The sequence below is a fragment of the Herbaspirillum sp. LeCh32-8 genome, assembly GCF_017814915.1.
GTDB lineage: Bacteria > Pseudomonadota > Gammaproteobacteria > Burkholderiales > Burkholderiaceae_D > Herbaspirillum.
The window spans coordinates 1-23415 of record NZ_JAGIPZ010000015.1 but is presented as its reverse complement, the minus strand read 5'-3'; the positions used below and the strand labels follow the sequence as shown (position 1 = coordinate 23415).

The window sequence follows — 23415 nt, the reverse complement described above, 5'->3', positions numbered from 1 at the left end:
GTTTCAGGCCGCCCGGCTCAGGACGAGGCGACGGCTTCCCGGCTCGCATCGGCAGGTTCGCCAAGGTCGAGCTTCTCGACCTCCACCAGCACGTCGTAAAAGGTCGGCGCGTTGCCCATGTCGGTCAGCCGCTGGCTGGTGACTTCGTTGGCATTCTTGCCATCGGCGGCAAACTTCTTCCACCAGATCGACAGTCCCACCACCAGACCGGGACGCGCCTTGTCGGTCACGCGCACGCGCGCCTGCATGCTGCCGCGGTCATTGAAGATGCGCACCATGTCCTCGGCCGCGATGCCGCGCGCGGCGGCGTCCATCGGGTGCATGTCCAGGTGCGGCTCGCCCTCGGTGTCGCGCAGGCTCTGCACGTTGACGAAGGAGGAATTGAGGAAGTTGCGCGCCGGCGGCGAAATCATCGCCAACGGATATTTCGCGCCCAGCTGCGGATTGCTGGCCACCGACTCGTAAGGGGCGATGTAGGACGGCAGCGGATCCAGGCCGGCCGCCTTCATCTGCTCTGAATAAAACTCGCACTTGCCCGAGGGCGTGGCGAAACCGCCTTCGGCGAAGGGCGCTGCGGGCATGTCGAGCCGCTGCCAGCCCTTTTCCTTCAGCGCGTCCCAGTCGTAGCCGGCGCTGCGCGGGTGATCGCGGCGGAAGGCGGCGGCGGCGATGGCGTCGTCGCAGTCCTTGAAGCAGTCCTCCTCAAAGCCCATGGCCGCGGCCAGCAGGCGGAAGATTTCGGTATTCGGCTTGGCCTCGCCCAGCGGCGCGATGGCGGCATTGTTGGCCATCATGTAGACGTGCCCGTAGGCGGCGTGCACGTCCACGTGCTCCAGCTGGGTGGTGGCCGGCAGCACGATGTCGGCGTAGTCGGCGGTGTCGGTCAGGAAGTGTTCCAGCACCACGGTGTACAAGTCGTCGCGCGCGAAGCCCTCGACCACCTTGGCCGACTCCGGCGCCACCGCCACGGGGTTGGCGTTGTAGACGATCACGGCCTCTACCCTGGGGCCGAACTGGGGCGACGCGGGCTTGAGCAAATCGTCGCCGATGGTGCTCATGTTGATGGTGCGAGCCGGCGCCCCGTGGCGCGCCCCCAGATCGGGACGACCGAGCGCGGCGTTGTCCTTGGGGAAGCTGTCCGAGGTCGACAGCTGGATGCCGCCCGATGCATGACGCCAGGCGCCCACCAGCGCCGGCAGGCAAGCGATGTTGCGCGCTGCCATGCCGCCGCCGCGCACGCGCTGCAAGCCGTAGTTGGCGCGGATCATCACGCCCTCGCCGGCCAGCGCGCTGCGGCCGTATTCACGCGCCAGCGTCAGCACTTCGTCGGCGCTGATGCCGCAGACCTCGGCGGTACGCTGCGGCGTCCACTCGGCCACGCGTTGCTTCAACTGTTCAAAGCCCAGCGTGTGTCGCGCGATGTAGTCGTGATCCAGCAACTCCTCGGCCACCAGTACATGCATCAGGCCCAGCGCCAGCGCGGCGTCGGTGCCGGGCAGCAAGGCGATGTGCTGATGGCATTTTTCGGCGGTCAGCGAACGGTACGGGTCGATCGCGATCAGGCGCGCGCCGTTGCGCTTGGCGGCCTGTACGCGGGTCCAGAAATGCAGGTTGGAGGCGATCGGATTGCCGCCCCAGATCAGGATCAGCTTGGCGCCGTTGACCTGCTCCAGGTCGGTGCCGATGCGCGCGCCCACGGTGTAGCGGTAACCGACGCCGCCGGCCGAGGAACAGATAGTGCGCTCCAGCTGTGAAGCGCCCAGGCGATTGAAGAAGCGACCCGCCATGGACTCGCCCTGCACCATGCCCATGGTGCCGGCGAAGCTGTAGGGCAGGATCGCCTGCGGGTCGCGCAGGGCGATGGACGAGAGGCGGCCGGCGATCTCGGCAATGGCCTCTTCCCAGCTGATGCGCTCGAACTTGCCCTCGCCCTTCTTGCCGACGCGGCGCATCGGGTGCAGCAGGCGATCCTTGTGATAAGTGCGCTCGGTATAGCGCGAGACCTTGGTGCACAGCACACCTGCGGTCGGCGGGTGCTCCGGGTCGCCACGCACTTCGGTGGCCACGCCGTCCTTCACCGTCACCAGCAGGGCGCAGGTGTCGGGACAATCGTGGGGGCAGGCGGCGCGTACTATCGTGGTGGTCATGGCGGATCGGCAACAGGAAAACAGGTGCAAACCCCCGATGGAAGAGGCTTGCGGCAAAGCAGGTACTTTATCTTAAAATGCCCTTCCACGAGCTTTGCAGCCTCTCTTTACACGGTCCGCGAACATGCCCACCAACGCCCTGCCGATACCGGCGCAGATGCATTTCTGGCGCGATCCCGCGCTGCCCTTCCTGGAAGGCCGGCGCGCCACCGGCAGCCTGTCCTGCTACGCGCCGCACACGCATCCCACCTTCTCGATCGGCATCGTCGACGCCGGGCGCAGCGTGTTTGCGCTGGCCGACGGCAACACCGCCATCGGTCCCGGCGACGTGGTGCTGGTGCGCGCCGGCGACGTACACGCGTGCAATCCGGAAGAACTGCAACGCTGGAGCTACCGCATGTTCCACATCGACCTGCACTGGCTGGAGGCGCTGCTGGCGGAGTCTCCCGCCACCGCCGGACTGGCCACGGCGATGCAGTCGCAGGTGCTGCGCTCGGCCGAGGCCGTGCGGCTGCTGGACCGGCTCACCGATGCGCTTGAGCAAGACGCTGCCCAGCAGGAGAACGACAAGAAGACAGATAAAGAAGCCGAAGTCATCACCTGCCTGCACGAGCTGATGCTGCTGTGCGCCGAAGCCTGCGCGCGGCCCGCGCATGCGGATGCGGCCGACGCACCCGGCCTGCGGCTGGCGCACGACTACCTGCAGGCGCATTGCCGCGAACGCATCGCCATCGATACCCTGGCTGCGCTGGCCGGCACCGGCCGCTATCAGTTGATCCGCCAGTTCCGCCGCCGCTACGGCCTCACGCCCCATGCGCTGCAGCTGGACATGAAGATCAACCAGGCGCGCATGCTGCTGCAGCAAGGCGCCAGCGCCGCCGATGCCGCCTACGACACCGGATTCGCCGACCAGAGCCACTTCCACCGCGCGTTCAAATCGCGCGTGGCGGCCACGCCGCTGCAGTACAGCAAACCCTGAGCGGGCCTGCCGGACTCACACCCGCGCCAGCGCCAAGCCGGCGGCGGCCAGAATCAAGAGCAGCCCCGCGCCGCGATCCACCAGCGGCAAACCGCTCCCCAGCCACGCCATCACCCGGCGTTGCGACAGCGCGCATACCAGCAGCGCATCCCAGGCAAATACCGCGAACATCATCCACAGGCCGTACAGCAGCTTCTTGTCCATGCCGGTCTGCGCGCCCACCATCAGCGTGAACAGGCCGAAGTAAAACATGCCGTTCTTGGGATTGAGCGCGGCCGACAAAAAACCGGCCGCCATGCCGCTGCCGAAACCGGCGCGCCGCTGCGGCGACAAGTCACCGCGCTGCGGCAGCACCGGCGCCGTCAGGCTGGCGCGCATGAACATCCAGCCCAGCCAGGCGAGGTAGACGCTGGCCAGCCATTTCATCGCCGTCAGCACCACCGGGCTTTGCTGCAGCAGGCTGAAGCCGCACAGGGCCAGCGCGATGTAGGCACCGTTGGCCAGCGCAATGCCCAGGCTGGCGCCGACGCCGTGCCAGCGGCCGTGGCGTAGCGTGCTGCGCACCAGCAGCAGGAAGTCGGGGCCGGGGCTGGCCAGCGCCAGCAGATGCGCGCCGGCCAGCAGGAAGAATTCGGAAGAAAAGAAAGACCACATGCCACGCCTCGATTGCGTCAATAACGAAGAGGCGCATGCTAGGCAAGGCGAGGCAAGCTGTATTGAACAAAATTGCGCCGGCACAGATGAATGAATTTCGGTTGCCGCCCGCCGTTTCCTTGTGGAAAATGACTGCGCGGCATTGCCTCCCGGCTGCCGCGACAAGCTCATCCACAACAAACACCTCAAGGAGACTTCATGCGCCCCCTCCCCTCGCGCCTGAGCACGCTGGCGGCCCTGACCGCGCTGGCCGTCGCAACCACAGCCTCGGCCCAGCAGCTGACGCCGGAGCAGCAACGCTTCCACGACATCTACAAGGAACTGGTGGAGATCAACACCACCCACTCCGCCGGCAGCACCACGGTGGCCGCGCAGGCGATGCAGGCCGAGCTGGTGAAGGCCGGCTTCAGCCGAGACGACATCCAGATCATCGAACCCTTCCCCAAGAAGGGCAACCTGGTGCTGCGCTGGAAGGGCGACGGCAGCAAGCAGCCGCTGCTGCTGATCGCGCACATCGACGTGGTCGAGGCCAAGCGCGAGGACTGGAAGACCGATCCCTTCAAGCTCAAGGAGGACGACGGCTACTTCACCGCGCGCGGCTCGATCGACGACAAGGCGATGGCCTCGGCCTTCGTCTCCATCCTTTCGCAATTGAAGCGTGAAGGCTTTGCCCCCAAGCGCGACGTGATCCTGGCCCTGACCGCCGACGAAGAGCGCGGCGACGTCGAGAGCAACGGCGCCTGGTGGCTGTTCAAGAACAAGCCCGAATTGCTCAAGGCCGAGCTGGGCATCAACGAGGGCGGCGGCGGCGAGCTGTACGCCGGGCGCGGCGCCAAGCCCAAGCTGCACCGCGTGCAGGTGGCCGAAAAGCTGTACACCAGCTACCAGCTGGAGCTGCGCGACGTGGGCGGCCACAGCTCGCTGCCCACCACCACCAACCCGATCTATGCGATGTCGGCAGCGCTGGCGCGCCTGGGCGCATATCGCTTCCCGGTCAAACTGGCCGATGTCACCAAGACCTACTTCGCGCGCAGTGCGCAATTCGCCAGCGGCCAGCAGGCCGAGGACATGCGCGCGGTGGGCAACGGCAGCCTTGACGCCGCGGTGACCGACCGCCTCTCCACCGTGCCGCTGTACAACGCCCAGCTGCGCACCACCTGCACCGCCACCATGTTCAGCGGCGGTCACGCCGAAAACGCGTTGCCGCAATCGGCCAAGGCCACGGTCAACTGCCGCATGCTGCCCTTCGACGATCCGGCCGAGGTCGAGCGCCAGTTGAAGCAGGTACTGGGCAACGACAAGATCGCCCTGCACCAGATCGCGCCGCCCACGCGCAGCCCGGTGTCGCCGATGACGCCGGAGATCTCGTCGGTGGTGGAAGGCTTGACGCAGGAGATGTGGCCGGGCGTGCCGGTGATTCCCTTCATGAGCACCGGCGCCACCGACAGCCGCTTCGCGCGCAATGCCGGCGTGCCGATGTATGGCGTCTCGGGCCTGTTCACCGATCCGGCCGACCTGCGCACCCACGGTCTGGACGAGCGCATCGAGATCCCGCGCCTGTACGAGGGCCGCGAGTTCATGTATCGCCTGATCAAGCGCCTGGCGTCCTGATCTTCCATCCTGCGCCGCACACCCGGCGCGCCTGTGCGCGCCGGGTTAAGATTAAGCTTTCGTCCTTCGGCAGTGCCTGATACGGCATCACCTTCATCATGAAACTCATCGACCCCATCGTCCAATTCCACGCCGAGCTGCAAAAGATCCGCCGCGACATCCACGCCCATCCCGAACTGAGCTACGAGGAAGAGCGCACCGCCGACGTGGTGGCGCAAAAGCTGACCGAATGGGGCATCCCGGTGGTGCGCGGCCTGGGCGTGACGGGCGTCGTCGGCATCATCAAGAATGGCGACAGCGCGCGCGCCATCGGCCTGCGCGCCGACATGGACGCGCTGCCCATGCCTGAGCTCAACACCTTCGCCCATGCCTCGAAGCACGAGGGCAAGATGCACGCCTGCGGTCACGACGGCCACACCGCCATGCTGCTGGGCGCGGCGCATTATCTGGCGCAGCACCGCAACTTCGACGGCACCGTCTACGTCATCTTCCAGCCGGCCGAGGAAGGCGGCCGCGGCGCCGAGCGCATGATCCAGGACGGCCTGTTCGAAAAATACCCGATGGATGCGGTGTTCGGCATGCACAACTGGCCCGGCATCAAGGCCGGCCACTTCGGCGTGACGCCGGGCCCGCAGATGGCCTCCAGCAATGAATTCCACGTGACCATCAAGGGCCGCGGCTCGCACGCGGCGCAGCCGCACAAGGCGATCGACCCGGTGATGACGGCGGTGCAAATCGCCCAGGGCTGGCAGACCATCGTCTCGCGCAACGCCAACCCCAACGACCCGGCCGTGGTGTCGATCACGCAGATCCACACCGGCAGCGCCACCAACGTGATCCCCGACGAAGCGGTGATGATCGGCACCGTGCGCACCTTCAGCACCGGCGTGCTGGACATGATCGAGCGCCGCATGCAGGAGATCGCCGAGCACACCGCGGCCGCCTACGACGCCACGGTCGACTTCGCGTTCAAGCGCAACTATCCGCCGCTGATCAACCACGAGAAGGAAACCGCGTTCGCCGTCGAGGTGCTGACCGAGCAGTTCGGCGCAGCCTACGTCGACGCCCGCACCGAGCCGACCATGGGCGCGGAGGACTTCGCCTTCATGCTGCAGCACAAGCCGGGCTGCTACGTGTTCCTCGGCAACGGCGACGGCGGCCATCGCGACCATGGCCATGGCCTGGGCCCGTGCAACCTGCACAACCCCAGCTACGACTTCAACGACGACCTGCTGCCCATCGGCGCCACCTACTGGGTGCGGCTGGCGGAGAAATTCCTGCAGGCGAAGTAAGGCCGCCTCATTGATGAAATGAAAACGGCGCCGGGTCACACCGGCGCCGTTTTTTATTGCCGGCTGCGTGCTCAGTGCGTCAGGATCGCCACCGCCTGATTGCCATACGCGATCAGGTAGCCGCCGTGCTCGCGCTGCCAGCCCTGCGCCGCGTTCATGTCGGGGAACCAGTTGGTCTCGAAATCACGGAACATGCCCAGCTCGAAACGGTAGCGATCAAGCAGCGAGGACGGCTTTGCGTCGACCTGGCGCGCACAGCTTTCCCAGCTGGGAAAGCCCAGCTCGCGGGCCAGCGTGTGCAGCACGTGCTTCAACTGCAGGCTGGCGCGCAAGGGATGCAGCTCCGCCAGCGAGATCTCCGGCGTGACCTGCGCGGCGACGATGCGGCGCAGGACCGGCAAGGCTTCGCTGCGGCCGTCGGCGCGCGCGGCGCGCAGCATGCGCTTGGCGTAGCGGCGCAGGAAGTCGCTGTTGGCGACGGCGTTGCCGAACCCGGGTTCGATGCGATGGATGGCTTGGGGGAAATGGGTAGACCACATTACGTTTGTTCCTTTCATGCGTCGTTTCCCGCCACGACTATCAAGGTTCAACGTCTGTGTTCCGAATGGAAGGTACTGCAGACGGCAGGTGCATCGGCTTTCGCGGGATGGGGCGCCCTGCCGCGCCCGAGGCCGCATTCTAGCCGCAAGGCCGGCGGCTTGCCAAGCGCGGCGGTGGCGGCTATGCGACACTGCCGCCACGTTGGCGCAGGCCGCGCTTTCGGGCATGATCGCGAAAGCGCGCGCCACATCGCACGCATCCGATAACGATAAAAGGAGAAACCCTTGCAAATGCTCGCCACCGCCCTGCTCATCCTGATCGCCGTGGAACACGTATGGATCCTGGTGCTGGAGATGTTCCTGTGGACCAAGCCGATCGGCCTGAAGACCTTCCGCCAGTCGAAAGAAGCAGCCGAGGCCTCGCGCGTGCTGGCCGCCAACCAGGGCCTGTACAACGGCTTTCTGGCCGCCGGCCTGTTCTGGAGCGTGGCCACCGGCGAGCGTCCGGTACAGTTCTTCTTCGTGCTGTGCGTGCTGGTGGCCGGCATCTACGGCGGCCTGACCGCCAAGCGTTCCATCCTCTACGTGCAGGCGCTGCCGGCGCTGATCACGCTGTTGGTGCTGCTCGCTGCGGGTTGAGCAGCGCTTGTGCGCAGCTGGCCATGAAACGCATCCATTCCCTTCTGCTTGCAGCGCTGCTGTCGCTGGCCGCACTGCCGGGCCGGGCGCAGGAAACGCCGGACTGGTGGAACTACCAGAGCGTGCGCGAGGGCAAACCCTACGCGGTGCGGGTCGACATGGGCCTGCGCCGGGTGTTTCCTTTGTCCGGCCTGCCTTACGTGGTGATCACCGGTGTGACCTACCAGTCAGGCCGCGCCGACGGACTGCCCGACCTGAACGACCAAGAGCGGCTGGATGCGCTGTCAGAAGCGCTGGCCGCCGCCATCGGCCGCAAGACCCGCACCATCTACGCCGGCAGCAGCGCGCGCGACCAGCAGCAGCGCAATTACATTTACGTCACCGATCCCAACGGCCTGCAGGAAGTCATCGCCGCCGTCTACGCCAAACAGTGCCGCGGCTGCAAGGCATCGACCGAGATCCGCGCCGACGCCGCCTGGTCGGTCTATCGCGACGCCCTGTTCCCCGACGAAGAAACGCGACAACGCTACGGCCTGCGCGCTTATTGATGACGGCAGAGCGCCGCAAGCGCGCCATTTGCGGCTAAGCTCTGCAAGGGGCGTGCGGCGCCCAACATTTCCCATGGTAAAGTTTTGCCCCATTGCCGCCGATAACGGTGATTCACGGTGCGTTGCGGCGCATCGCCATGTCGCAGACATCGTAAAGAAATGACAAGCCTGGTTCGGACAGGGATGCCGGATCGATAACATCAGCCTAGCCCGGGGAAGGCCATGAAACAGATCAAACTCAACCTGAAGGATGACGTATTCGCCTCGCTGGATCGCGACTACAAGAATTTCGTGCGACTTTCGACCAAGGTCGACTCCGGCTTCGTCGCGCCCTCCTTCGACGCCTTCCTGCTGGCCCGGGTCTCGGAGAATCCACACTTCCTGACCGAAGAGGCGGTGCAGCACATGATGATCTCGGGCCAGTACGCCTGGGCCAAGCGCGCGATGGACAAGGATTTCCCCGACGTGGTGGCGATCCTGATCGAGCAGGCGTCGAGCTACGGCTTCCATATCGCGGTGCGCCACGACTGGAGCACCGACGACCTGGTCAACGCCTCGCGCGCCTGGGCCACCGCCATCATCAAGCAGGCCAAGGGCGATGAGACGCAGATCGACATCCTCGCCGGCCAGATCAAGTCGGCCTCCACCAGCATCGCCGCGGTGCAGGAAAAGCTGAAGTCACCGGCTTCGCAGCTGGCGCACGCGCTGGTGCAGGAGCTGCGCGAATGCCACATCGCCATCGAGCACGCCACCGGCGCCGTGGCGCGCGAAAAGCTGGGCGCGCTGCGCAGCCTGCTGCGCCTGGGCCGCGCCTATGGCAACGTCTCGGAAAAGGCGGAAAACGACATGATCGAACGCCTGAAGGCGCAAAAGCCCTGGCTGTTCACCGAAGGCCCCAAGGGCTTCTGGGGTCACGTCGCCGCCTGGTGGCGCGGCGTCTGACACGCCCCTCCTCGGGTCTGCCCAACGAAAAAAGCCTGCCGGACATGTTCCGGCAGGCTTTTTTAATTTCATGTGCTTGATGCGTTCGCTGCGTTCAGGATCTGCAGCGCGTTCGGCGTGTCTGTTGCACCGGGCGAAGAGAGGATGCATCGCACCGACCCATCGCCCGCCAGCTCTCATTCGCCTCCGTCGGCCTCGCGCAGCAACCGGATGTCGCCGTACCAGGCCTCCACCTTCTGCGCGGTATTGTCGGTATCGGTCAGCACGCCCACGCCGATCAGCTTGCCCGGCTTCTCGCCGAAGATCTTCTCGTAGTCTTCCGCCACATTGCGGTGATACGTCACCCACTGGCCGACCTTAGCCGGGCCGCTCTCGGCCACCATCATCTGGATGCGGCCGGTGCGGGTGTTGGCGATCACGGTGCCCACCGGCGCCTTGTTTTCCCAGATGTACATCAGGGTGGCGTAGGGCAGGTCGTTGCCGGTCAGGAGCTTGGCGGTGTCGAACAGGATGGTGTCCATCAGCGACAGCTTGTCGTGGTCGCCGTCGAAGGCCAGCACGATGCGCACCGGCGAGTCCTCGGTCTCGCGTTGGGTATTGTCGGCGGTCGGGATCAGGGCCGAGGTCTTCCAGGTCCAGGTCAGCCAGGGTTTCTTGTTGACGTCGATGTTGACGTCGTGACGCAAGCCGGACGAGGCCTGGTCGGCGTAGGCGCGCAGCACGGTGCGGCCGGCGTCTTCGATCAGCTGGTACTCGGTGCTTTTCTTCTTGCGCGTGAAGGCCAGAGGTTCCCAGCCGGCCGGCAAGCCGCTGGGCGGGTTGGTGGAGAACAGCGCCAGCGCCTGATCCAGCTTGGCCTGCTTGGCGGCGGCTTCAGGCGAAGGCGCGGCCTTTTGCCCTGCGCAGCCCGCCAGCAGCACGGCGCCGGCAATGCATGCCGCACCCAGCGCAGTACGCGCGGGAATGGACGAAATACGGGAGAACGCCTGAAAGCGGACTGCAGTGAAACGCGGAAAACGCAAAGTCATGAAGGCAAACCGAAAGAGCGGCCACCCCGGCCGCGAATGAAGGCTAACAGGAAAAAACAGCCACGGGAAATCAGGGAAAACCCGAAGTCGCCGCCACGCCACAGTCCCCGCTGCGCGCGCTTGAAAAACAGGCCTCATGAAGAGGCCGTCACACCCTGCGCCCTGCTCAGTTCTGCTGCCGCAGGATCTGGATGAACATCTTGGCCAGTGAAGATAGCGTGGTGTTCTTGCGCGTGACGATGCCGTAGTGCTCGATGCGCGTCTTCAGGCTGACCGGCAGGATGCCCAGCATCTGCTTGGCGGCGAAGAAGTGGGCGATGTCCAGCGGCATCACGGCCACCATGTTGGACTGCGCCAGCATGGTCACCGTGACGAAGGGCGATGCGGTCTCGATCACGTTGGCCGGCACCTGCATGCCTTCCAGCTTGAACTCGTGCTCGATCCAGATGCGCATGGGCATGTTGCTGGAATACAGGATCCAGGAGGCGTCCTGCAGCTCCGGCAGGCGCACCTTCTGCGCCGTGGCCAGCGGATGGTCGATGCCGCTGACGATGCACATCGGTTCGCCGCGCAGCATTTCGTAGTTGTACAGGTTGGGCTGCGAGCTGACCGAGGAGCGGCCGATCATCAGGTCGATGCGGCCCTGGTCCAGCTGCAGCAGCTGGCGCGCGCTGGTGTCTTCCAGGATCTCGATGGAGACGTCGGGCTGGATCTCGCGCAGGCGCGTCAGCGCGCGCGTGACGAACGGCGCCGCGCCCATGATGGTGCCGATGGAAATGCGCCCGCCGCGCCCGCTGATCATGTTCTGCAATTCGTCGCGCAGGTTGGCGACGTCGCTCTGGATCAGGCGCGCATAACGGATCACGCAACGCCCCAGCTCGGTGGCCTCGATGCCGCGCGGCGAGCGGTCGAACAGGGTCACGCCCAGCGCGTCCTCCATTTCGTGCAGCGCCTTGGTGGCGGCCGGCTGGGTCATGTGCATGACTTCGGCGGCCTTGTGCAGCGAGCCCTGCTCGTCCAGCGCGGTGAGCAGCGCCACCTGCCGGAAACGCAGGCGGCTGACGATGGAGCCGACCGACGGCAGTTCGCCGCCGACGACCGGAAGCGCGCTGCCGGCCTGGCTTTCTGCCTGACTGCCGAGTTGGTTATCACCCGATGAATTAAGCTCATTAGACATCGTTATGCATGCCTCTTATAGTCCGTCCATGCGAAAAACCACAATGCTAGCGCATCTATCGCCCACGCAAGGCGATGTGCGAAAAAAGCAGGAGACTTTTGCGATATTGATGGCATCGGACGATCTGGCAGCGCAGCAAATTCCTGCGGCCTGCGAACCGGGCGCCTGGTAGTGCGCAACAGCCGGCCACAATGTGGATCGCGCAGCTTGAAACTTCATCAGCCGGGAATCCGTTCCCGGTACAAGAACGAGCATCGGAGACAAGGTGAGGCTGATTCAATTCACGGATCGTGAAGGCGCGCGCCGCGTCGGGATCGTCGATGGGACGAGGATCCAGACGTTGTCGCTGGTCGCCACCATGCGCGAGCTGGCATTGACGGCCATGCGCAGCGGCAACGGCCTGGAACGCCAGGCGCAGTTGCTGAACACCGACCAGGTCGAAGACTACGCCGCGATCCTGCGCGAGCAGCGCATCCTGGCGCCGCTGGACCACGAGGACGCCGCGCATTGCATGGTCTCCGGCGCCGGCGTGACCCACATGGGCAGCGCCTCCACCCGCGACAAGATGCACCGCCGCATCGACAGCGACGAAGTGGACAAGACCGACACGCTGCTGATGCTCGAATGGGGTATCGAACGTGGCCGTCCCGCACCCGGCCAGGCCGGCGTGCAGCCGGAGTGGTTCTACAAGGGCGACGGCAACGTCGTGGTGGCGCCCGGTCGCGCCTTCCCCTGCCCCGAGTTCGCGCTGGACGGCGGCGAGGAGCCGGAGTTGGTCGGCCTGTACGTGATCGACGACGAGGGTTGCCCGCGCCGTCTCGGTTTTGCCATCGGCAACGAGTTCTCCGACCACGTGATGGAGCGCAAGAATTACCTGTACCAGGCCCATTCCAAGCTGCGCTACTGCTCCTTCGGCCCGGAGCTGCGCGTGGGCGAGCCGCCTGCGCATCTGGTGGGCATGACCCGCATCCGCCGCAACGGCCGCGTGATCTGGGCCCAGGAATTCCTCACGGGGCAGGACAACATGTGCCACGCCATCGAGAACCTGGAGTACCACCATTTCAAGTACAGCCAGTTCCGCCGGCCCGGCGACGTGCACGTGCACTACATGGGCGCGGCCAATCTGTCGTTTGCCTACAGCGTGCGCACCCAGCCGGGCGACAGCTTCGAGATCAGCATCCCCGAGTTCGGCGAGCCGCTGGTCAACGGCATCGAGGCGGCCGCCGGCAGCTTCCGCCCCGGCGGCGTGAAGGCCCTGTAAGCCGGCAGCACCACGCCGGCAGGAACAACGAATGCGCCGCAAGGCAATTGCAGCACCGCAGTACCAAGCCACCCCGACACGAGGCCCGCCAAGAGGCCGCCCGACGGTAGCCGGATCCTTCTTCCGCCACCGCCGGCATGCCGGGCCCGACCTCAGGCAAACAAGAAAGGAGACCACTTCATGCAGACATCAGCTCCCACCCGGCAAGGGACGGCGCACACCTGCCGCCGCACCACGTAATCCTCCCCGTCCCGTTTCACCGGAGTATCAATGAATTACACATTCGATTTCATGAGCGTGTTCGCCAACTGGGATCGCCTGCTGGTGGGCGCCTGGTTGACGATACAGCTCTCCGCCCTGTCGATCGTGCTCGGCTTCGTGCTCGGCACCTTGTGCGCGATCGCCTACAAGAGCAAGAACTGGCTGCTGCACGGCCTGGTGAAGGCTTATGTCGAAATCATCCGCAACACCCCGCTGCTGGTGCAGGTGTTCCTGGTGTTCTTCGGCCTGGCCAGTATCGGCTGGAAGCTGACAGCCGAAACCGCGGCGGTGATTGCGCTGACGGTCAACGTCGGCGCCTACACCACCGAGATCATGCGCGCCGGCATCAACTCCATCCATCCCGGCCAGATTGAAGCGGCCGAGTGCCTGGGCATGTCCAAGCTGCACGTGTACTGGCACGTGGTGCTGCTGCCTGCGGTGGAGCGCGTTTATCCGTCGCTGACCAGCCAGTTCATCCTGCTGATGCTGGCTTCGTCGATCACCTCGCAGATCTCGGCCGAGGAGCTGACCGCCACCGCCAACCTGGTGCAGTCGGAAACCTTCCGCAGCTTCGAGGTGTATGCGGTCATTGCGGTGGCCTACCTGGCGCTGTCCTTCCTGTTCCGCGCGGCATTCTGGCTGATCAGCCAGATCGCCTTCGTGCGCAAGCGCAAGCTCGGCACCAATCTGTAAGGAGAGCACGTGAATTCATTTTCCTTCCTCCACGTTGAATACCTGCTGCAGGCCGCCGTCTGGACCGTGGTGCTGTCGCTGGTGGCCTTCGTGTTCGGCGGCGTGGCCGGCATCGTGATCGCGCTGTGGCGCGTGTCGCCCAACAAGGCGCTGCGCTCCATCGCCAGCTGGTACATCCAGGTGGTGCAGGGTATCCCGCTGCTGGTGATCCTGTTCGTGGCCTACTTCGGCCTGGCGATTGCCGGCTTCAAGCTGACGCCGCTGGTCGCCGCCGGCATTTCGTTTGCGATCTACTGCGCGGCCTTCCTCGGCGAAATCTGGCGCGGCTGCATCCAGGCGGTGCCCAAGACCCAGTGGGAAGCTTCCGAATGCCTGGGCTTCAACCGCTTCGAGCAGCTCACCAAGGTGATCCTGCCGCAGGCCGTCAAGATCGCCACCCCGCCCACCGTGGGCTTCATGGTGCAGATCGTGAAGAACACCTCGCTGGCCTCGGTGATCGGCTTCGTCGACTTGGCCCGCGCCGGCCAGATCATCAACAACTCGACTTTCCAGCCGTTCACCGTGTTCGGCTGCGTAGCGCTGATTTACTTCTGCCTCTGCTATCCGCTGTCGGCGCTCTCCAAGCATTTCGAAAGGAAATTGAATGTCAGCAATCGTTAAGATCAAGGACCTGCACAAGAGCTTCGGCACGAACAAGGTGTTGAACGGCGTCTCGCTGGATGTGCAGAAGGGCCAGATGGTGGCCATCATCGGCCGCAGCGGTTCCGGCAAGAGCACCCTGCTGCGCTGCCTGAACGGCCTGGAGAAGGTGGACGGCGGCGACATCAACGTCTGCGGCCACGACATCCATCATCCCGACAAGCTCAACCTGCGCGAACTGCGCAAGCAGGTCGGCATCGTGTTCCAGAGCTACAACCTGTTCCCGCACCTGACCGTGGAACGCAACATCACGCTGGCGTTGACGACCATCAAGAAGATGTCGGTCGACGAAGCCAAGAAAATCGCGCACAAGGTGCTCACGCTGGTGGGCCTGGACAACAAGAAGGAAGCCTATCCCGAGCAGCTCTCCGGCGGCCAGGCGCAGCGCGTGGCGATCGCCCGCTCACTGGCGATGGCGCCCGAGCTGATGCTGTTCGACGAAGTGACCTCGGCGCTGGATCCGGAACTGACGGCCGAAGTGCTGAAGGTGATGGAAGACCTGGCGCGCGACGGCATGACCATGGTGCTGGTGACGCACGAAATGGCGTTTGCGCGCAAGCTGGCCGACGTGCTGGTGTTCATGCACCAGGGCCAGGTCTGGGAGATCGGCCCGCCGGACGAGCTGTTCTCCAACCCCAAGACCGCCGAGCTGCAGAAGTTCGTATCCAGCGACCTGTGATCGCCGCAAGCGACCGGGCCGATATTGCACGAGAGCGATTCATTCTCAAGCTGTACCAAAGCAGTACTTTTCATCTCAGGAGACATCAATGAAAACCTTGTTGAATTTCACAAAAAAAGCCGCAGCCGTGATGCTGGGCGTAGCCTGTTTCGCACAGGTCGTACACGCCGACACGCTGGCCGACATCAAGGCCCGCAAGAAGGTGCTGATCGCCATCGACCTGGGCGCGCCGCCGTTCGGCCGCACCAACGCCAAGATGGAACCGGAAGGCTCCGACGTGGAGACCGCCAAGGCGCTGGCCAAGGACATGGGCGTGGAACTGGAAATCGTGCAGGTGACCGGCCCCAACCGCATCCCCTTCCTGATGACCGGCAAGGCCGACATGGTGATCGCGTCGTTCTCCATCACCCCGGAGCGCCAGAAGGTGGTCGGCTTCACGCAACCGTACGGCGCGTCGCAGTTCGTGGTGGCCGCGCCGAAGGGCGAAAACATCAAGAGCATCAACGACCTGACCGGCAAGCGCGTGGCTGTCGTGCGCGGCAACATGCAGGATTCCCTGCTGACCCCGCTGGCGCCCAAGGGCACCAACATCGTGCGCTTTGACGACGACGCTACCGTGACTGCGGCCATCGTGTCGGGCCAAGTGGATGCGTTCTGCACCCCGAACTCGCTGGCCTCAGCCGTGGCCAAGCAGAATCCGTCCAAGAACCTGGAAACCAAGTTCGCCATCAAGGACATCCCCTACGCCATCGGCATCCGCAAGAACGAGCCGGCACTGGAAAAGTGGCTCAACGACTGGATCGCCGCCAACGTGAAGAACGGCAAGCTGGCCGACATCTACCAGCGCAACGTCGGCAGCCCGATGCCTGACCTGTCGCAGTTCGCTGCAAAGTAATTTACCGGGTTGTACCCTTTATGCATGCCGCGCATTCTTCATGCAGCGCGGCATGCCCGAAGTCCACACCGGATTTCGCAACGCTTTCACCGAGATCATCATGACAGCTATTTCTCCCATCATTCGATTGAATCCTGTCGATGATGTCGTCATTGCGCGCCGGCAGCTCATCTCCGGCACGGTTTTGCCAGAGGAAGGCGGCCTGAAGGTACAAGGCCTCATTCCCGCAGGACACAAGATGGCCACCCGCGCCATCGCCGTGGGCGAACCGGTCAAGCGCTATGGCCAGATCATCGGCACCGCCAGCCAAGCCATCGAGCCGGGCCAGCACGTGCATACGCACAATCTGGCGATGGCGGAATTTTCACGCGAGCACCACTTCGGCGCCGACGTCAAACCGGTCGATTTCGTCGAGACGCCGGCCACCTTCATGGGTATCGTGCGTCCGGACGGACGCGTGGCCACCCGCAACTACATCGGCGTGCTGACTTCGGTGAACTGCTCGGCCACCGCCGCGCGCGCCATCGCCGATTACTTCCGCCGCGATATCCATCCGGAAGCGCTGGCGGCCTTCCCCAACGTCGACGGCGTGGTGGCGCTGACCCACGGCCTGGGCTGCGCGGTGGACTCGGCCGGCGAGCCGCTGCAGATCCTGCGCCGCACGCTGGCCGGCTACGCCAAGCATCCCAACTTCGCCGCCGTGCTGGTGGTGGGCCTGGGTTGCGAGACCAACCAGATCTCCGGCCTGATGGAAAGCCACGATCTGAAGGAAGGCGAATACTTCCACACCTTCACCATCCAGAGCACCGGCGGCACCGCCAAGACGGTGGCGCTGGGTATCGAGAAGATCAAGAAGATGCTGCCCAAGGCCAATGCCATCCAGCGCGAGCCGGTGCCGGCCAAGCACCTGACGCTGGGCCTGCAATGCGGCGGTTCCGACGGCTATTCGGGCATCACCGCCAACCCGGCGCTGGGCGCGGCGGTCGACCTGCTGGTGCGCCACGGCGGCACGGCAATCCTCTCGGAGACCCCCGAGATCTACGGCGCCGAACACCTGCTGACGCGCCGCGCGGTGTCGCCGGAAGTCGGCGAAAAGCTGCTGGCGCGCATCGACTGGTGGGAAGAATATTGCCGCAAGAACGACGCCGAGATGAACAACAACCCCTCGGCCGGGAACAAGGCCGGCGGCCTGACCACCATCCTGGAGAAGTCGCTGGGTGCAGTGGCCAAGGGCGGCACCACCAACCTGGTGGACGTCTATAAGTACGCCGAAACCGTGACGGCCAAGGGCTTCGTGTTCATGGACACCCCGGGCTATGACCCGATCTCGGCCACCGGCCAGGTCGCCGGCGGCGCCAACATGATCTGCTTCACCACCGGCCGCGGTTCGGCCTATGGCTGCGCGCCGTCGCCGTCGCTGAAACTGGCGACCAACACCGCGCTGTGGCAGCGTCAAGAAGAAGACATGGACATCAACTGCGGCGAGATCGCCGACGGTAATGTCTCACCCCAGGAAGTCGGGGCGCGCTTCTTCCAGATGATCCTCGACACCGCGTCCGGCAAGAAGACCAAGAGCGAATTGCACGGATACGGCCAGGATGAGTTCGTACCCTGGCACATCGGCGTGTACACCTGATCGTCGTTGTCCCTGCTGCCGTTGGCGTATTCCTGCCAACGGCAGTTTTGCTTTCTGCCATGCCGGTGCAGCATCCGGCAAAGCGCCCTTCTTCCCCCTCAAGGACGCTTTGCCAGCGGTTACGCCAACAGCCAGTTTGATCCGCTTTATCCGTCCGCGCCTGAATCGTCCGGCGGGACGCTTCGCCTCAACAACCAAGGAGTTAAGAATATGGCCCACACTTTCACGATCCAGGCGCACCTGCCTGAGGACCACGCGCAAGCCACGCTGATCGGCCGCATCTGGCAGCCCAATGTCGGCCCGGTGCTGGTCAAGGTCGACGCCGACGGCGTGTATGACCTGACCCAGGTGGCGGCTACTTCCAGCCAGCTGCTGGAACTGGAAGACCCGGCCGCTGCCGTGAAGGCCGCCGGCGCTCTGCCGCGACTGGCGTCGCTGCAGGCGCTGCTGGACAATGCCGACGCCACGAAGCGCGACACCGCCAAGCCCTGGCTGCTGGCGCCGATCGACCTGCAGGCGGTCAAGGCCAGCGGCGTGACCTTCGTGGCCAGCATGCTGGAGCGCGTGATCGAGGAACAGGCACGCGGCGACGCGGCCAAGGCGGAATCGGTACGCAAGGCCATCACCGCCGTGATCGGCGACAATCTCTCCAGCGTGGTGCCGGGTTCGCCCGAGGCGGCCAAGCTCAAAGACGTGCTGCTGGAGCAAGGCGTGTGGTCGCAGTACCTGGAGGTGGGTATCGGCCCGGATGCCGAGATCTTCACCAAGGCGCAGCCGATGTCGTCGGTGGGCCTGGGCGACGAGGTAGGCATCCACCCGAAGTCGGTATGGAACAACCCGGAACCGGAAATCGTCCTGGCCATCAACAGCGCTGGCCGCGTCGTCGGCACCACGCTGGGCAACGACGTCAACCTGCGCGACTTCGAGGGCCGCAGCGCCCTGCTGCTGGGCAAGGCCAAGGACAACAACGCCTCTTGCGCGGTCGGGCCTTTTATTCGTCTGTTCGACGCAAACTTTTCAATTGACGACGTGCGCCGCGCCGAACTTACAATGCGGGTCGACGGCACCGAAGGCTTCACGCTCAAGGGCAGCAGCTCGATGTCCATGATCAGCCGCGATCCGCTGCAACTGGTGGAACACGCGATCGGCCCCAACCATCAATATCCGGACGGGCTGGTGCTGTTCCTGGGCACGATGTTCGCCCCGACCCAGGATCGTTTCGGCCCCGGCCAGGGCTTCACGCACCAGGTCGCCGACGTCGTGACGATCGCCACGCCCAAGCTGGGCGCGCTGGTCAACACGGTGAACTTCAGCGACAAGACGGCGCCGTGGACCTTCGGCCTGACCGCACTGTTCAAGAACCTGGCGCAACGCAAACTCATCTGATAACAAAGGAACACACATGTCTGCATCCACTGGACGCCTCGCCGGCAAGACCGTACTGATCACCGCCGCCGCGCAAGGCATCGGCCGCGCCTCGACCCTGATGTTCGCCAAGGAAGGCGCGCGCGTCATCGCCACCGATATCAGCAAGCAGCACCTGGACGCGCTGGCCGGCACCGCCGGCGTGGAAACCCGCCTGCTGGACGTGACCGACGACGCCGCCATCAAGGCGCTGGTGGCCGAGATCGGCACCGTCGACGTGCTGTTCAACTGCGCCGGTTATGTTGCCGCCGGCAACATCCTGGAGTGCGACGACAAGTCTTGGGACTTCTCGTTCAACCTCAACGCCAAGGCCATGTTCCACACCATCCGCGCGGTGCTGCCGGGCATGCTGGCCAAGAAGTCGGGCTCGATCGTCAACATCGCCTCGGCCGCCTCCAGCGTCAAGGGCGTGGCCAACCGCTTCGCCTACGGCGCCTCCAAGGCCGCTGTGGTGGGCCTGACCAAGTCGGTCGCGGCCGACTTCGTGGCGCAGGGCGTGCGCTGCAACGCCATCTGCCCGGGCACCATCGAGTCGCCCTCGCTGGAACAGCGCATCGCCACCCAGGCCAAGGAAACCGGCAAGACCGAAGCCGACGTGCGCGCCGCCTTCGTCGGCCGCCAGCCGATGGGCCGCATCGGTAAGGCCGAGGAAGTCGCCGCGCTGGCGCTGTACCTGGCCTCGGACGAATCGAACTTCACCACCGGCTCGATCCACATGATCGACGGCGGCTGGTCGAACTGATCCGTCCCGGCACGCATGAAGACGGCACGCCTGGCGCGTGCCGTTTTTTTTTGCGCAGCGCCTGCCGCGTTGATCTCTGCAGCTCATCCTTGCCATGGCGGGCCGGCGACCTAGGTTTGTGAATCGCACCTGACGGCGCATAATGTGCCTTTCCGTCATCTCACGCCCGCTCATGACCGACAACGCCCATCGCTTCGACACGATAGAAACCGCCTTCGCACATCCCATGCTGCTGGGCGAATCGCCGCTATGGCATGCGGAAGAAAACGCGCTGTACTGGATCGACATTCCCGGGCGCGCAGTGCACGGCCTGCACCCCGACAGCGGCCGGCACCGATCGTGGGACATGCCGCAAGAGCCGGGCGCCATCGTCAAGCATGCGCAAGGCGGCCTGGTGGTGGCGCTGCGCTCCGGCATGTCGCACCTCAACACCCAGACCGGCGCGCTGACGCCGATGCTGGACGCGCCCTACGACATGACGCGCATCCGCTTCAACGACGGTCGCTGCGACGCTTCGGGGCGCTTCTGGTGCGGCACCATCTATGAACCGCGCGACCGCGAAGCCGGCACGCTGTACTGCTTCGAACGCAACCGGCTGCGCGACGCGCACCATCCGGTGACTACCTCCAACGGCGTGGCCTTCAGCCCGGATCAGCGCCTGATGTACCACTCCAATACGCCGGCGCACCGCATCAACATCTACGACTACGACCTGGCCACGGGTGCCACCGGCAATTGCCGCCTGCTACGGCAGTTCGACGCCGACAAGTCCTCGCCAGACTACGGCGGTCGCCCCGACGGCGCGGCGGTAGACAGCGAAGGCGCCTACTGGTGCGCGATGTTCGAGGGCGGGCGCGTGCTGCGCCTGTCGCCGCACGGCGAGATCCTGCAGGAGATCCGCCTGCCGGCGCGCTGCCCGACCATGGTGGCCTTCGGCGGCCCCGACCTGAAGACGCTCTACATCACCACGGGCCGCAACGGCCGCAGTGAGGAGGAGCTGCAACAGTATCCACTGTCCGGCTGCTTGCTGGCAGTGCGCGTGGATGTGCCGGGTCGCCTGGAATACAGCTATCGTCCCTGAGGCCTGCCGGCGCCCCGCATTACAACAACATCACAAGGAGACACGCCATGGGCCGCTACATCCTCGCGCTCGACCAGGGCACGACCAGCTCGCGCGCCATTCTGTTTGACCGTGACGGGCAGATCGCGGCGCTGGAGCAGAAGGAATTCCCGCAGCACTATCCGCAATCCGGCTGGGTCGAGCACGATGCCAACGATATCTGGCGCTCGCAGCTGGAGGTGGCGCAAGCGGTGTTGAAGCGGCATCAGGTGAAGGCATCCGACATCGCCGCCATCGGCATCACCAACCAGCGCGAAACCACCGTGGTGTGGGACCGGCAGACCGGCGAGCCGATCTGCCCGGCCATCGTCTGGCAGGACCGCCGCACCGCCGCCCTGTGCGACCGCCTGCGCAATGAAGGACACGAGGCGCTGTTCGCCCGCAAGACCGGCCTGGTGCTGGACGCTTACTTCGCCGGCACCAAGCTGAACTGGATCCTGGACAACGTCGCCGGTGCGCGCGAACGCGCCGAACGTGGCGAGCTGGCGTTCGGCACAGTCGACTCCTGGCTGATCTACAAGCTCTCCGGCGAACATGTGGCCGACAGCAGCAATGCCTCGCGCAGCCTGCTATTCGACATCCACAAGCAACAATGGGACGACGAACTGCTGCAGGTGCTGGACGTGCCGCGCGCCCTGTTGCCGCGGGTCGTCGCCAGCAGCGGCGTGGCTGCTCACGCGAGGGCGGAATGGTTCGGCGCGCAATTGCCGATCGCCGGCATCGCCGGTGACCAGCAGGCCGCGACCTTCGGCCAGGCCTGCCTCCATGAGGGCATGGTGAAGAACACGTATGGCACCGGCTGTTTCATGCTGATGCAAACCGGTCGCCAGGCTGCGGCGTCGAAGAACAAACTGCTGACCACCATCGGCTGGAGCTTCGGCGCTGCCCAGCAAGATGCACCGCGCAACACTTGCTACATGCTGGAAGGCAGCATCTTCGTGGCCGGTGCCGTGGTGCAGTGGTTGCGCGACGGACTGGGCGTGATCGAGAAGTCTGCCGATATTGAACCGCTGGCGGCCCAGGCTCCCGACAATGGCGGGGTCTATTTCGTCCCGGCCTTTACCGGGCTGGGCACACCGTATTGGGATCCGTACGCACGCGGCAGCATCAGCGGACTCACGCGGGGCTCGACCAAGGCGCATCTGGCGCGCGCGGCGCTGGAGAGCATCGCTTACCAGATCGCCGACGTCCTGGAAGCCATGCAGAAGGACGCCGCGATCCCGCTACGCGAGTTGCGCGTGGACGGCGGCGCCGCGCGCAACGACCTGCTGATGCAATTCCAGGCCGACATGCTCAATGTGCCGGTGGTGCGCCCCCAGGTAACGGAAACCACTGCGCTGGGAGCGGCCTACCTTGCAGGGCTGGCGGTAGGGTTTTGGGAGTCGCAGGAACAGATTGCAGCGCTGTGGCAAGTAGAGCGACGCTTCGAGCCACGCATGGGCGAGGCAGAACGCGGCATTCTGCTGGAGAAATGGCACAAGGCCGTGGCGTGTTCACGCGGCTGGATGCTTGCCTAGCGGCGGCGGCGAGGTTCTTTCCCCGATTCAACTGTTGACGATAAACGTACTGTCCCGGCGACGTTATTGGTCAAAAACAGACACGCGAGTATGCGTTCTTGATGATTGTGAGAAAATATCGCGTCATTGCGAGCCGGAAGGCTTGCATCGGAATTCCCCTTGTAGAGATATCCATCAATAATATTTACGTGTCGAAAGAAAACACTATGACTACATTGAAGAGCCTGGTCGCCAAAATCGCATTCGCAGGTGTTGCTGCCCTCGCAGTCCAAGCACCGAGCTACGCCATCGACGGCATGTCGCTGGAATACGGCACCGGCAACAGCACCCAGCTGGTTCGCCTGGGCGCGCAATTCAACTGGGGCCCGAACTGGAATTTCTGGCAGTCCAACGGCACCCACATCGGCGGCTACTGGGACGTGTCGATCGCCAACTGGCGCATGAACCACTACAACAACACCAACAACAGCGGCAACCTGGCCGACATCGGCCTGACCCCGGTGCTGCGCTTCCAGCGTGACGACGGCCGCGGTTTCTACGGCGAAGCCGGCATCGGCGTGCACCTGTTCTCCAAGCTGTACCGCAACAACGACAAGGTGCTGTCGACCGCCTTCCAGTTCGGCGACCACGTTGGCGCCGGCTATGTCTTCGCCAACGGCCTGGATCTCGGCGTTCGCCTGCAACACTTCTCCAACGGCGGCATCAAGCAGCCGAACGGCGGCGTGAACTTCGCAGTGGCGCGTGTCGCGTACAAGTTCTGATGAAGCCTGGCGAGCCAGTGTATGGTTCGCGGGAGTTGAAAAGCCGGCGCGAGCCGGCTTTTTTATTGGGTGTTTGTCGTTGTTTGCTGCCGTCTGATCTGATTTGCGGGGAACGAGATGGGGCTTTGTTCAGGCGCCTGTGAACAAGATGGATTGATTGGACGCACGGC

General features: G+C 64.7%; 22 protein-coding genes. 17 read left to right on the top strand and 5 right to left on the bottom strand.

From position 1 onward, the window contains the following. Positions 1-17: 17 nt before the first annotated feature. Entirely contained in the window at positions 18-2147 is a 2130-nt protein-coding gene (locus J8I26_RS20255) for a molybdopterin oxidoreductase family protein (protein ID WP_209608917.1), read from the bottom strand. Positions 2148-2271: 124 nt separating this feature from the next. On the opposite strand from J8I26_RS20255, the gene J8I26_RS20250 reads away from it, so the two are divergent. Continuing rightward, positions 2272-3126, top strand: coding sequence for an AraC family transcriptional regulator (locus tag J8I26_RS20250; protein WP_209608916.1), 855 nt, complete (start codon positions 2272-2274; stop codon positions 3124-3126). Between the two features lie 15 nt (positions 3127-3141). Here J8I26_RS20250 and J8I26_RS20245 read toward each other — a convergent pair whose 3' ends face one another. Next, complete coding sequence (locus tag J8I26_RS20245; RefSeq protein ID WP_209608915.1) at positions 3142-3780, bottom strand: LysE family translocator; 639 nt, start codon at positions 3778-3780, stop codon at positions 3142-3144. A 198-nt stretch (positions 3781-3978) separates the two neighbouring features. On the opposite strand from J8I26_RS20245, the gene J8I26_RS20240 reads away from it, so the two are divergent. After that, positions 3979-5391 carry a M20/M25/M40 family metallo-hydrolase gene (locus J8I26_RS20240; RefSeq protein ID WP_209608914.1) on the top strand — a complete coding sequence of 471 codons (1413 nt, stop codon included), beginning with the start codon at positions 3979-3981 and terminating at the stop codon, positions 5389-5391. Between the two features lie 98 nt (positions 5392-5489). After that, positions 5490-6683 (top strand): M20 aminoacylase family protein, encoded by a 1194-nt coding sequence (locus J8I26_RS20235; protein WP_209608913.1) that lies wholly within the window; start codon positions 5490-5492, stop codon positions 6681-6683. Positions 6684-6754: 71 nt separating this feature from the next. Here the strand turns inward: J8I26_RS20235 and J8I26_RS20230 are convergent, their stop codons facing one another. Continuing rightward, positions 6755-7222, bottom strand: coding sequence for a hypothetical protein (locus J8I26_RS20230; protein WP_209608912.1), 468 nt, complete (start codon positions 7220-7222; stop codon positions 6755-6757). Between the two features lie 285 nt (positions 7223-7507). On the opposite strand from J8I26_RS20230, the gene J8I26_RS20225 reads away from it, so the two are divergent. From J8I26_RS20225 to J8I26_RS20215, 3 genes are all read left to right on the top strand, one after another. Next, a complete protein-coding gene (locus J8I26_RS20225; protein WP_209608911.1) occupies positions 7508-7861 on the top strand; it encodes a DUF1304 domain-containing protein in 354 nt (117 codons plus the stop codon). Between the two features lie 23 nt (positions 7862-7884). Next, on the top strand, positions 7885-8409 hold the full coding sequence (locus J8I26_RS20220; protein ID WP_209608910.1) for a DUF695 domain-containing protein: 525 nt from the start codon (positions 7885-7887) through the stop codon (positions 8407-8409). Positions 8410-8631: 222 nt separating this feature from the next. Then, a complete protein-coding gene (locus J8I26_RS20215) occupies positions 8632-9351 on the top strand; it encodes a DUF4088 family protein (protein ID WP_209608909.1) in 720 nt (239 codons plus the stop codon). Positions 9352-9527: 176 nt separating this feature from the next. Here J8I26_RS20215 and J8I26_RS20210 read toward each other — a convergent pair whose 3' ends face one another. After that, entirely contained in the window at positions 9528-10379 is an 852-nt protein-coding gene (locus tag J8I26_RS20210; RefSeq protein ID WP_209608908.1) for a DUF3047 domain-containing protein, read from the bottom strand. A 166-nt stretch (positions 10380-10545) separates the two neighbouring features. Further along, positions 10546-11556: a LysR family transcriptional regulator gene (locus J8I26_RS20205; protein ID WP_209608907.1), complete on the bottom strand. Its 1011-nt coding sequence runs from the start codon at positions 11554-11556 to the stop codon at positions 10546-10548. 265 nt (positions 11557-11821) lie between these two features. Between J8I26_RS20205 and araD1 the strand changes: the two genes are divergently transcribed. The 11 genes from araD1 to J8I26_RS20150 all read left to right on the top strand — a co-directional run bounded on the left by araD1 (position 11822) and on the right by J8I26_RS20150 (position 23245). Further along, a complete protein-coding gene (gene araD1, locus J8I26_RS20200) occupies positions 11822-12817 on the top strand; it encodes an AraD1 family protein (RefSeq protein ID WP_209608906.1) in 996 nt (331 codons plus the stop codon). A 270-nt stretch (positions 12818-13087) separates the two neighbouring features. Then, the gene (locus J8I26_RS20195; protein ID WP_209608905.1) at positions 13088-13771 is read left to right on the top strand and encodes an amino acid ABC transporter permease; all 684 of its coding nucleotides are present in this window, start codon (positions 13088-13090) and stop codon (positions 13769-13771) included. Between the two features lie 9 nt (positions 13772-13780). Next, positions 13781-14431: an amino acid ABC transporter permease gene (locus J8I26_RS20190; RefSeq protein ID WP_209608904.1), complete on the top strand. Its 651-nt coding sequence runs from the start codon at positions 13781-13783 to the stop codon at positions 14429-14431. Next, complete coding sequence (locus J8I26_RS20185; protein WP_245200428.1) at positions 14415-15149, top strand: amino acid ABC transporter ATP-binding protein; 735 nt, start codon at positions 14415-14417, stop codon at positions 15147-15149. The genes J8I26_RS20190 and J8I26_RS20185 overlap by 17 nt, the downstream gene beginning before the upstream one ends. Positions 15150-15237: 88 nt before the next feature. Next, positions 15238-16044 (top strand): transporter substrate-binding domain-containing protein, encoded by an 807-nt coding sequence (locus tag J8I26_RS20180; RefSeq protein ID WP_209608903.1) that lies wholly within the window; start codon positions 15238-15240, stop codon positions 16042-16044. A 100-nt stretch (positions 16045-16144) separates the two neighbouring features. Further along, entirely contained in the window at positions 16145-17680 is a 1536-nt protein-coding gene (locus J8I26_RS20175) for an altronate dehydratase family protein (RefSeq protein WP_209608972.1), read from the top strand. 210 nt (positions 17681-17890) lie between these two features. Next, positions 17891-19066 (top strand): fumarylacetoacetate hydrolase family protein, encoded by a 1176-nt coding sequence (locus J8I26_RS20170; protein WP_209608902.1) that lies wholly within the window; start codon positions 17891-17893, stop codon positions 19064-19066. Between the two features lie 16 nt (positions 19067-19082). Beyond that, positions 19083-19847 carry an SDR family oxidoreductase gene (locus J8I26_RS20165; RefSeq protein WP_209608901.1) on the top strand — a complete coding sequence of 255 codons (765 nt, stop codon included), beginning with the start codon at positions 19083-19085 and terminating at the stop codon, positions 19845-19847. 172 nt (positions 19848-20019) lie between these two features. After that, positions 20020-20928, top strand: a complete 909-nt coding sequence (locus J8I26_RS20160; RefSeq protein WP_209608900.1) for an SMP-30/gluconolactonase/LRE family protein — start codon at positions 20020-20022, stop codon at positions 20926-20928. Positions 20929-20975: 47 nt separating this feature from the next. Then, positions 20976-22484, top strand: coding sequence for a glycerol kinase GlpK (gene glpK / locus J8I26_RS20155; protein ID WP_209608899.1), 1509 nt, complete (start codon positions 20976-20978; stop codon positions 22482-22484). Positions 22485-22690: 206 nt separating this feature from the next. Next, positions 22691-23245 carry an acyloxyacyl hydrolase gene (locus tag J8I26_RS20150; RefSeq protein WP_209608898.1) on the top strand — a complete coding sequence of 185 codons (555 nt, stop codon included), beginning with the start codon at positions 22691-22693 and terminating at the stop codon, positions 23243-23245. The last annotated feature ends 170 nt before the right edge of the window (positions 23246-23415 follow it).